We start from the raw sequence: 10563 nt of genomic DNA on the forward strand, positions 1-10563 counted from the left end.
GCGGTGCCGGCCCCGGCCTACGGAAGGCCGCCCGGTGCGGCGCCTACAATCCGGCGCAGTTTTTTTCGCCGCCGCCCCAGCGCCCGCCACCCGATGGCCGGCCCGGGCTTCCCACCCCCTCCAGCTCTCCCCATGCAAATCCTTCGCTTCTCCGACCTCTGCGCCCAGGGCCAGGCCCGCGGCCAGCGCGTGTTCATCCGTGCCGATCTGAACGTGCCGCAGGACGACGCCGGCCGCATCACCGAGGACACGCGCATCCGCGCGTCCGTGCCCTGCATCCGCATGGCGCTGGACGCCGGCGCGGCCGTGATGGTGACGAGCCACCTGGGCCGCCCCACGGAAGGCGCGCTCACGCCCGCCGATTCGCTCGCGCCCGTGGCCGAGCGCCTCGCGGAACTGCTGGGCCGCGACGTGCCGCTGGTCGCCGACTGGGTGGACGGCGTCGATGTGCAGCCGGGCCAGGTGGTGCTGCTCGAGAACTGCCGCGTGAACGTGGGCGAGAAGAAGAACAAGCCGGAGCTGGCACAGAAGCTCGCGAAGCTCTGCGACATCTACGTGAACGACGCCTTCGGCACCGCGCACCGCGCCGAGGGCACGACCTACGGCATCGCCGAATACGCGAAGACCGCCTGCGCCGGGCCGCTGCTGGCCGCCGAGATCGACGCCATCACGAAGGCCCTGGCCAACCCGCGCCGGCCGCTCGCCGCCATCGTGGCGGGCTCGAAGGTGTCCACCAAGCTCACGATCCTCAAGAGCCTCGCGAACAACGTGGACCGGCTCATCGTGGGCGGCGGCATCGCCAACACCTTCATGCTGGCCGCCGGCCTGCCGATCGGCAAGAGCCTGGCCGAGCCCGACCTCCTGGACGAGGCCCGCGCCGTGATCGAGGCCATGAAGGCGCGCGGCGCCGAGGTGCCGATCCCCAGCGACGTGGTGGTGGCCAAGACCTTCGCGGCGGATGCGCCCGCCACGGTGAAGGCCGCCGCCGACGTGGCCGAGGACGACCTGATCCTGGACATCGGCCCCGAGACGGCGAAGAAGCTCGCCGCGCAACTGCAGTCGGCCGGCACCATCGTCTGGAACGGCCCGGTGGGCGTGTTCGAGTTCGACGCGTTCTCGCACGGCACGGAGGCCATCGCGCGCGCCATCGCCGAAAGCGATGCGTTCAGCATCGCGGGCGGCGGCGACACGCTCGCGGCCATCGCCAAGTACGGCATCGAGCAGCAGGTGGGCTACATCTCCACGGGCGGCGGTGCCTTCCTGGAGGTGCTGGAGGGCAAGGAACTGCCGGCCTTCGAGATCCTGCAGAAGCGCGCACGCACCGCCTGATTTCCCAATTGCTATAAAAAACATAGCTGCATCCGCAATGAATCCGGCGGCATGCAGCACTTTCGACCTGGAATGGCGGCCATGACCTTTCTCGACCAACTGCGGGACGCGACCGCGCGCAACGACTCCCTGCTCTGCGTGGGGCTCGACCCCGAGCCCGCGCGCTTGCCCGCCGCGCTGCGCGGCGACGCGGGCCGGATCTACGACTTCTGCGCCGCGATCGTCGATGCCACGGCCGACCTGGCCTGCGCGTTCAAGCCGCAGATCGCCTACTTCGCGGCGCACCGCGCCGAGGACCAGCTCGAACGCCTCGTGCGGCACATGCGCGCCGCCGCGCCGCACGTGCCCGTGATCCTCGATGCGAAGCGCGGCGACATCGGCTCCACGGCCGAGCAGTACGCGATCGAGGCCTTCGAGCGCTACGGTGCCGACGCGGTGACGCTCTCGCCGTTCATGGGCTTCGACTCCATCGCGCCCTACCTGGCCTACCACGGCAAGGGCGCGTTCCTGCTGTGCCGCACGTCCAACCCGGGCGGCGACGACCTGCAGAGCCAGCGCCTCGCGAGCGTGGAAGGGCAGCCGCTGCTGTTCGAGCACATCGCGCGGCAGGCGCAGGGGCCATGGAACCGCAACGGCCAGCTCGGCCTGGTGGTGGGCGCGACCTACCCCGCCGAGATCGAACGCGTGCGCGCCCTCGCGCCAACGCTGCCGCTGCTGATCCCCGGCGTGGGCGCCCAGGGCGGCGACGCAGCCGCCACCGTGCGCGCCGGGCTGCGCGCGGACGGGCCCATCGTGGTGAACTCCTCGCGCGCCATCCTGTACGCGAGCAGCGGCGACGGCTTCGCCGCCGCGGCCCGCCTGGCGGCGCAGGCGACGCGCGACGCGCTGAACGCGGCGCGGCGCTGAGGGCCCGCGAAGGAACGCGGCGCGCACGCGGCCTGCCCCCGCAAGCCAGCCATGCAGCTCAAATGGGTGGAAGACTTCATCGCGCTGGCGCGCGAGCGCAGCTTCACGCGCGCCGCCGAGGTGCGGCATGTGACGCACCCGGCGTTCGGGCGGCGCATCCGGGCGCTCGAAGCCTGGGCCGGCGTCGCGCTCGTGGAGCGCGGCGCGGGGGCCGAAGGCGCTGAGGGCGGGGGCGGCGCGGGGGCCGACGCGGCGAGATCCGGCGGCCCGGTGCGGCTGACCGCCGCCGGCACCGCGTTCCTCGACACCGCCGAGCAGCTCGCGCGGGAGCTGTCGCAATCGCAGGAAGAGCTGCGCGCCATCGCGGGGCGGCAGGCGCGCTCGGTCACCATCGCCACGGGCCGCACGCTGGCACGCACGGTGCTCGCCGATGCGTTGCCGCGCGTGCGCACGGCCCTGCAGAGCGCCGAGCTGCGCGTGGTCACGAACGGCCTCGCGCAGACGGTGGCGATGCTCGAGCGCGGCGAGGCCGACTTCTGGCTCGGCTACCACCACCCCGCGCTCGCGGTGCGGCTGGACGGCCGCGTGTACACGCACACCACGCTCGCCACCGACCGCCTGGTGCCGGTGTCGCGCGCCAACGCGCAGCGCGCCCCGCAGCATGCGCTGTCGGCCGAGGGGCCGGCGGTGCCCTACCTCGCCTATGCCGACACGCTGGCGCTGGGCCGGCTCGTGGAAGACCTGCTCGCGCGGCACCCGCTCGCGCCGCGCCTGCGCCGCGCCATCGAATGCGATTCGGCAGACGCGCAGTACGAATACGTGCACCGCGGCCTGGGCGTGGCGTGGCTGCCGTGGTCCATGGTGCGCGCCGACTGCCAGGCCGGCACGCTCGCGCCCGCGGGCGACCGGCGCCTGGAGCAGCGGTTCGACGTGCGGCTCGTGCGGCCCAAGCGCCGGATGGGCAGCGCTGCCGAGACGGTCTGGCGGGCCCTCGCACGCATTTGAGCCTGGGGCCCACGGCCGGGCCGCCATGGCATGCCGTGCCGAAACAGCACCGGTCCGTGCCGTTTCAGCACCCGCTGCGCGGGACCGGCTCCGGAGAATGGCGGCACAACCAACACACCCCACGGAGCCCCCATGCCCCATCGACACACGCCCCCGGTGCCTGCGTGCGCCACCCCGCGGCGGCACGCCGAGGCCGCGTCCCCGGCCCGCCGCCTCGGCCTGCGGGCAGCGGTCGCGGCCCTGGCCACCGCCACGGCCGCGCTGGCCCCGCTGCAGGGCGCCCAGGCGCAGCAGGATGCGGCCGCGGCCTATCCCGCGAAACCCATCACGATCGTGGTGGGCTACCCACCCGGCGGCAGCACCGACCTCACGGCGCGCACGCTGGCGACCGAGCTGTCCACGCGCCTGGGCGTGCCGGTGGTGATCGAGAACATCGGCGGTGCCGGCGGCGCGATCGGCGCGCAGAAGGTGGCGTCCAGCGCGCCGGACGGCTACACGCTGCTCGTGGGCGCGAGCAACGAGATCGCGATCAACCGGCTCGTGACGAAGAAGGTCAAGTACGACGTCAAGGATTTCACGGCACTGGCGCTCATCGGCTCGCAGCCGCTGGTGCTGGTGGCCTCCACCGGCGCGGGCGTGAAGAGCGCGGCGGATTTCGTGCAGCGCGTGCGGTCGCAGCCCGGTAAGGCGAGCTATGGCAGCTCGGGCGTGGGCACCGCGCTGCACCTGGCCGGCGAGATGGTCAAGGAACAGGGTCAGCTTTTCATGACGCACATCCCCTACCGCGGCGTGGCGCCGCTCGCCAACGACCTGCTGGGCAACAACATCGAGTACGGCGTGTTCGTGCTCTCCAGCGGCCTGCCGCACATCCGCAGCGGCAAGCTGGTGGCGCTGGGCACGACCGAGGCGCGCCGCTCGGCGGTGGCGCCCGAGATCCCGGCGCTCGCGGAACTGCCGCAGTTCAAGAACGTGGACATCGGCGTGTGGTTCGCGCTCATGGGACCGGCCGGCCTGCCGCGCCCCGTGGCCGAACGGCTGCGCCGCGCGACGCGCGAGGCACTGCAGTCGCCCGACTTCCGCAGGAAGATGGAAGCCAGCGGCTCCACCGTGGCCCCGCCCACCGTGGACCCCGACGCGTTCCTGGCCTCGGAAGTGGCCAAGTACCGCAAGATCGTCGAATTCGCCAGGATCGAGGAATGATGGACCGCACCCCCACCACCGGCGCAGCGCCCCTGCCCTCGTCGAACGGCCCCGCGCCGCTGCGCTTCGCGCTGCCGCGGCCCGACCTCGGCCCCTGGCGCGCGGGCAACACCGGCACCGAAGGCGTGTGGACCTTCGAGGCGGGCCGGCCCGGGCGCCATGTGCTGCTCACCGCGCTCGTGCACGGCAACGAACTGTGCGGCGCCTGGGCGCTCGCCGACCTGCTGGCGGCCGGCGTACGACCGCAGGCGGGCCGGCTCACGCTGGCGTTCTGCAACCTCGCGGCCTTCGACCGGTTCGACCCGCAGGACCACGACGCCTCGCGCTTCGTCGAGGAAGACATGAACCGCCAGTGGAGCGACGAGCGGCTGGACGCGCCCACCACGGCCGAGCGGCGCCGCGCCGCCGCGTTGCGGCCCTTCGTGCGCGAGGCCGACTGGCTGCTCGACCTGCATTCCATGCACGAACCCGGCGCACCGCTGCTGCTCACCGGCCCGCACGCGCGCAACCAGCAACTCGCGCGGCACATGGGCGCGCCCGAGTACGTGGTGGCCGATGCCGGGCACCGCGACGGCGTGCGCATGCGCGACTACGGCCGCTTCGGGCGGCCCGACGTCGAAGAGGGCGACCCGCAGGGCACGCGCTCGCTGCTGATCGAATGCGGCTTCCATGGCGACCCGGCCAGCCGCACCGTGGCGCGCGACCAGTGCGCCCGCTTCCTCGCGGCGGCGGGCACCGTGGAGGCGGCGGCCCTGCCCGGCTGGCGCCTGCCCGATGCCCCGCGCCAGTGGGTGCTGGAGGTCACCGGCCCCGTGGTCGCGCGCAGCAGCGGCTTCCGCTTCACGCGGCCGGTGGCGGCGCTGGAGGTGATCCCGCGGGCCGGCACGGTGATCGGCGACAACGACGGCGAGCCCGTGGCCACGCCCTACGACGACTGCGTGCTCGTGATGCCTTCCACGCGCCAGGCCCGCGCGGGCGTGACCGTGGTGCGCTTCGCACGGCGCAGCCTGCTGTAGGCTGTGGAATCGTTTGCTATGTTTTAAATAGCAAACTATTCAATAAAACCGGCGGCATCAAGCCTTTTTCATGGCCCACCGCGGCCCCAGCACCACGCAGGCGAGCGCGGCCACCACGCCCGCCACGCCGGCCCACTGCCAGGGCGAGACGCTCTCGCCCAGCACGAGCATGCCGGCCGAGAGCCCCACCACCGGCACGCCCAGGCTGAACGGCGCGACGCGGTTGGCGGGATAGCGCGTGAGCAGGCCCGTCCAGAGCCCGTAGCCCAGGATGGTGGCGAACCAGCCCAGGTAGGCCACGCTGGCCCAGGCGACCCCGGGCAGCGCGGTCCAGGCCTCGGCGTGCAGCCAGCGGCCCGCGTCCGCATCGGTGGCCGCCGAAAGCGCCATGAAGGGCAGCACGGGCACGAGGCTGCTCCAGACCACGAAGGCCAGCGGCTCGTAGCCCGGCGATTCCTTCTGCGCCATCCGCGCCACGATGTTGGACGCCGCCCAGGACGCGGCCCCGCACAGCGCGAGCGCCACGCCCGGCAGCGTCACGTCGCCCGCCATCGCGCCCGGCGTGGTGAAGTGCATGCCGAAGCACACGAGCCCGACCGCCGCCAGCGACAGCCCCGCCAGCAGCGGGCGGCCCGGGCGCTCGTGCAGCAGCATGAACGCCCAGAGGGCGGTGAAGAACACCTGCGTCTGCATGAGCACGCTCGCCAGCGCCGCCGTGAGCCCCACGCGCAGCGCGAGGAACACCATGCCGAACTGCCCCACGCCCTGGAACAGCCCGTAGAGCACCACCCAACGCCAGCGCACGGCCGGCGGGCGCAGGAAGAACACCAGCGGCAGCGCCGCGAACAGGTAGCGCATGGCACCCAGCTGGAACGGCGTGAAGAAGCGCAGCCCCCACTTCATGACCACGAAGTTCACGCCCCAGAGCAGCACCACCGCGAGCGCGGCGAGCAGATCGCGCGTGGCGAGGGGCGCGGCCGCCGCGGGTGTGCCCGGCGTCATGGCGCGCTCCCGGGCCGGGCCGCCACGCTGCAGGCCCGGGCCCGCAGCCGGTGTGCGGGGGGCAAGGCAGGGGTCGAAGCGGGAGATGCGGTCAGGGCAGGCATGGGCGGCAGGTCGGCGGGAGAGGAAAAGCCAGGGGCGGCAGGCGGAGCGGCGGCCAGGCGCGAGGCCGATGGCGGCGATGCCGCACCGGCGGGCGTGGTCCGGAACCCGCAGATTATGAAGATCGCCGCCTCCTTGATGCCGGTCAAGTCTTCCGCCTGCCGGCACATCCCTTGCATGGGCGCTGTCGGCACAATTATTTACATGCCCGCCATCCGCGGCCACGCCCGCCCCGGCCTGCGCCGGGCGGCCCCTGTCCTTTCACCGGAGACGACACCCAATGTCCCTGCTGCACCGGCTCAGCCTGCTTCACAAGTTCCTGATCCTGGGCGCCATCGCGATGCTCATGGGCGCGCTGCCCACGGTGCTGTACGTGCGCGGCGCGCTGCAGGAGATCGCGGCCGCGCAGCACGAAAGCCGCGGTGCGCTGCCCCTCATCGCGGTGAACCGCGCCGTGCAGCGGATGCAGGTGCACCGGGGCCTGTCGGCGGCGATGCTGGGCGGCGACGACGTTCTGGCCGCGCGGCGGCCCGCCGCGCGCGACGCGCTCAACCAGGCCTTCTCAGATGCCGCGAAGGCCTTCGCGGCAGCCCAGGTACCCGCCGCGCAGGTGCGCACCTGGACCGAAGCCGAGCAGGCCTGGCGCACGCTGGAGCAGGCCGTGGCCGCGCGCACGCTGCAGCCTGCGCAGAGCCTGGCGCAGCACACGCAACTCGTGGGCACGCTGCTGCGCGTGGGCGAGGAGTTGCTGCACCACTATGGATTCCAGACCGATCCCGATCCGGCCACGCAGGACCTGATCCAGGCCGCCGTGGCCCACGCGCCGCTGCTGGGCGAGAAGCTCGGCCTGCTGCGGGGCCAGGGCGCGGGCTACCTCGCGCGCCAGGCCCTGCCGCCCGAGGGCAAGGGCGCGCTGCAGGCGCTGCAGCAGCGCGTGGGCGAACTCGAAGCCGACACCTTCCGCAACTTCGAGCGGGCCCTGTCGGACACCGGCCTGCGCACCGCGCTGGCCGCGCCGGTCCAGGACGTGCGCCAGCGCGTGGCGGCCTCGCGCCAGATGGTGGACCGCGCGCTGCTCTCGGCCACCGAGATCACCACGCCGCCCAAGGACTATTTCGACCAGCTCACGGGCACGCTGGAGGCACTGAACCAGCTCAACACCACCGCCATGGCCACGCTGGACGAGTCCCTGCGCGCCCGCGTGGCGGGCGACCAGCGCGCGCTGGCCGCCGCCGCGGCCGGCCTGCTGCTGGCGCTGGCGCTCGGCACGGCGCTGGGCGGCGTGTTCATGCGCTCGATCACGCGGCCGCTCGCGCAGGCCGTGCAATTGGCCCGTGCCGTGGCGGACGGCGACCTGGGCGGCGAGGACGTGCCCCACGGCACCAACGAGGTGGGCCGGCTCATCGCGGCGCAGCAGCAGATGCGCGCCCGCCTGAAGCCCATGGTGGCGCAGGTGCGCGGCGGCGCCGAGGGCGTGGCCACGGCCAGCGCCGAGATCGCCCAGGGCAACATGGACCTGTCGGCCCGCACCGAAAGCCAGGCGAGCGCGCTGGAGGAAACCGCCGCCTCGATGGAACAGATGACCGCCACCGTGCGCCAGAACGCCGACAACGCGCGCCAGGCCAACCAGCTCGCCATGAACGCGAGCCTCGTGGCGGCGCAGGGCGGCGACGTGGTGGCCCAGGTGGTGCAGACCATGCAGGGCATCCGCGAGGCCTCCGCCAAGATCGGCGACATCATCGGCGTGATCGACTCCATCGCCTTCCAGACCAACATCCTGGCGCTCAACGCCGCCGTGGAGGCCGCGCGCGCCGGCGAGCAGGGCCGCGGCTTCGCCGTGGTGGCCGGCGAGGTGCGGTCACTGGCCGGGCGCAGCGCCGAGGCCGCCAAGGAAATCAAGGCGCTCATCACCAACAGCGTGGACCGCGTGCGGCAGGGCAGCGAACTGGCCGACCAGGCCGGCACCACCATGGCCGAAGTGGTCCAGGCCATCCAGCGCGTGACCGGGATCATGGGCGAGATCAGCGAGGCAAGCCAGGAACAGAGCCAGGGCGTGGCCCAGGTCGGCGAAGCCGTGACGCAGATGGACCAGGCCACGCAGCAGAACGCCGCGCTGGTGGAGGAGATGGCGGCTGCGGCCAACGGGCTGCGCACCCAGGCGGACGAGCTGGTGCGCGCGGCAGCGGCCTTCCGGCTGGGGTGTGAGCTGGTCTAGTGGGGGGTGTTTGTTCGCTATTTTTTTAATAGCGAACTATTGAATGGAATCGGCGGCATGGGGTGGTTTTCATGCCATATGTTTTGGAGGGCTGGCACAGGGGCCATAAGCGAGAAGTGCTTCTTCGCTGTAACAGCCATGCAGGTTTGCACGGCAGAGCGCCGTGGCGTGTTCAGGTGATTCGCATCGATGGCGTACAGCCTGCTGTCCATGTCGCCGGCAGGGCGGCGCTGTCGCTGCTGCGGCGGTTGCCTTACTGGCCCAGCACCATGCTGCCGGTGCCGTCCTCCGCATACACCGTCTGCTGCGTGATTGCGAGCGTGCTGCTGCCGGACAGGCGCGCGTCGCGCTTGAACACGCGCTGACCCAGGGCGTTGGTGGTGTAGCTGACGGCCAGGGCACCGGCCGGGTCGCTGCTCGCATTGGCCGCGGTGATGCGGCCCTCCACGCCGCAGTGCAGGAACGTGTCGCCCTTCTTCATGAGCGCCCTCGTGGCGTTCTGGCTGTACGCCGCCTGCGTGACCTGGGCCGATTTGAGATTCTTAATCTATCAATCAACAAGATTAAGGCCTTCCCTCCAGTCGGGAGAACTCGGGAGCTGATAAATATCAGCATTTCTTTTGACAAGAAAAGGGCCATTTCCCGCCAAGGCATATAGATGATTGCCAGATTTGATGAATTCAGATGTGTTGAAAAAAAACACCCATCCTTTCTCAATCTCCTTTGTATCTTCTAAAATTATTCGAAAATCATCATTTGCAATTTCGGCCAAACGTTGGACATAATTTTCGGCAATCCTAAGCGCCTCAGCGTATTCAATCATTTAATTTGTCCTTAGCAACTGGAGATGTCTGTAGCCATTAATTGATGCTGCACCTCCCGTCTGACCGTCAAGATACCGAACGACTCCATTTTGGTTTACCACATTAAATACGTGACCGACAGAGCCATTTAAGGGTGCACCATACACAATGCCTCGCGCTCCATTTCCTGCATTGATCATGGAATTAATAATGTCAACGCTGGTCGCTGGCAATCCAAAGCGCTGTCCATAGGTGGATTCGAGAACACTTATGCGAAATGGCCCTCCTCCTAGAGCAGATGCGGAATTTCCCGCAAGAGTTGCATCCGTAGCAATCGCGCAGTTGACGCAATTCATGCTTCCGCCGATTGCGTTTACTCCGCGAATAGATCCAGCATTGGGATTACTCGCAGAAAAACAGGACGCACCATTCTGCAACCCCTGCAATACCGATTGCATTTGCCTAACATTGATCGTCGTAAATCCCTGCCCAGGAGCCGAAACATACATCGGCGCATAGTTGGGCTGGTACTGCCGAATCTGGCTTGTGAGATTCACACCCTGCGCGTTGAGCAGACTTTGCGCATAACTGACCGGAGGCACGGCCGAACGCCTTTGCAGGCCTTCGTCGTCCGAGAAGTTCAGCGGATCGGCGCCCACATACCCAAACCGATTCCACCCGCCCTCCAGCCCGATCGGATCGGCCTGGATGTACCTCCCGCTCGCCGCGTCGTAGTACCGGTGCAGGTTGTAGTTCAGCCCCGTCTCCTCGTCCCACACCTGCCCCGGATACCGCAGGTCGAACCGCACCGCTTCCCCGTAGCTGCGGATGCCGGCTTGCCCGCTCTGCGCGTAGCCCGTGGCGCCGGTGGTGGGGTTGGCCTCGCCAAAGCCGGTGATGAGCCACTGCCACACCACCTGCCCCTGCGCGTTCGTCAGCCTCCTTGGCGTGTTCAGGTGGTCCGCATCGATGGCGTACAGCCTGC

General features: G+C 70.2%; 10 protein-coding genes. 6 read left to right on the plus strand and 4 right to left on the minus strand.

Annotated features, from left to right (window positions below; genetic code table 11):
- Positions 1 to 132 precede the first annotated feature (132 nt).
- The 5 genes from BM144_RS14165 to BM144_RS14185 all read left to right on the plus strand — a co-directional run bounded on the left by BM144_RS14165 (position 133) and on the right by BM144_RS14185 (position 5456).
- A complete protein-coding gene (locus BM144_RS14165) occupies positions 133 to 1329 on the plus strand; it encodes a phosphoglycerate kinase (RefSeq protein ID WP_092953339.1) in 1197 nt (398 codons plus the stop codon).
- 81 nt (positions 1330 to 1410) lie between these two features.
- Positions 1411 to 2235: an orotidine-5'-phosphate decarboxylase gene (gene pyrF / locus BM144_RS14170; protein WP_092953396.1), complete on the plus strand. Its 825-nt coding sequence runs from the start codon at positions 1411 to 1413 to the stop codon at positions 2233 to 2235.
- Between the two features lie 51 nt (positions 2236 to 2286).
- Positions 2287 to 3240 (plus strand): LysR family transcriptional regulator, encoded by a 954-nt coding sequence (locus BM144_RS14175; RefSeq protein WP_092953340.1) that lies wholly within the window; start codon positions 2287 to 2289, stop codon positions 3238 to 3240.
- A gap of 132 nt (positions 3241 to 3372) precedes the next feature.
- Positions 3373 to 4440, plus strand: a complete 1068-nt coding sequence (locus BM144_RS14180; RefSeq protein ID WP_092953341.1) for a Bug family tripartite tricarboxylate transporter substrate binding protein — start codon at positions 3373 to 3375, stop codon at positions 4438 to 4440.
- Complete coding sequence (locus BM144_RS14185; RefSeq protein ID WP_092953342.1) at positions 4440 to 5456, plus strand: M14 family metallopeptidase; 1017 nt, start codon at positions 4440 to 4442, stop codon at positions 5454 to 5456. Before BM144_RS14180 ends, BM144_RS14185 begins: the two co-directional genes overlap by 1 nt.
- A gap of 57 nt (positions 5457 to 5513) precedes the next feature.
- On the opposite strand, the gene BM144_RS14190 is transcribed toward BM144_RS14185, so the two are convergent.
- Positions 5514 to 6458, minus strand: coding sequence for an EamA family transporter (locus tag BM144_RS14190; protein WP_092953344.1), 945 nt, complete (start codon positions 6456 to 6458; stop codon positions 5514 to 5516).
- Between the two features lie 382 nt (positions 6459 to 6840).
- Between BM144_RS14190 and BM144_RS14195 the strand changes: the two genes are divergently transcribed.
- The gene (locus BM144_RS14195; protein ID WP_092953346.1) at positions 6841 to 8775 is read left to right on the plus strand and encodes a methyl-accepting chemotaxis protein; all 1935 of its coding nucleotides are present in this window, start codon (positions 6841 to 6843) and stop codon (positions 8773 to 8775) included.
- Between the two features lie 253 nt (positions 8776 to 9028).
- On the opposite strand, the gene BM144_RS14200 is transcribed toward BM144_RS14195, so the two are convergent.
- From BM144_RS14200 to BM144_RS14210, 3 genes are all read right to left on the minus strand, one after another.
- Positions 9029 to 9256, minus strand: a complete 228-nt coding sequence (locus BM144_RS14200; protein ID WP_092953348.1) for a hypothetical protein — start codon at positions 9254 to 9256, stop codon at positions 9029 to 9031.
- Between the two features lie 69 nt (positions 9257 to 9325).
- Complete coding sequence (locus BM144_RS14205) at positions 9326 to 9598, minus strand: YrhB domain-containing protein (protein ID WP_092953350.1); 273 nt, start codon at positions 9596 to 9598, stop codon at positions 9326 to 9328.
- On the minus strand, positions 9599 to 10563 hold a 965-nt coding region (locus tag BM144_RS14210; protein WP_245783665.1), incomplete at its 5' end, for an RHS repeat-associated core domain-containing protein. It abuts the gene before it with no gap.

The organism is Paracidovorax konjaci (genome assembly GCF_900112675.1).
GTDB classification, from domain to species: Bacteria; Pseudomonadota; Gammaproteobacteria; order Burkholderiales; family Burkholderiaceae_C; genus Paracidovorax; species Paracidovorax konjaci.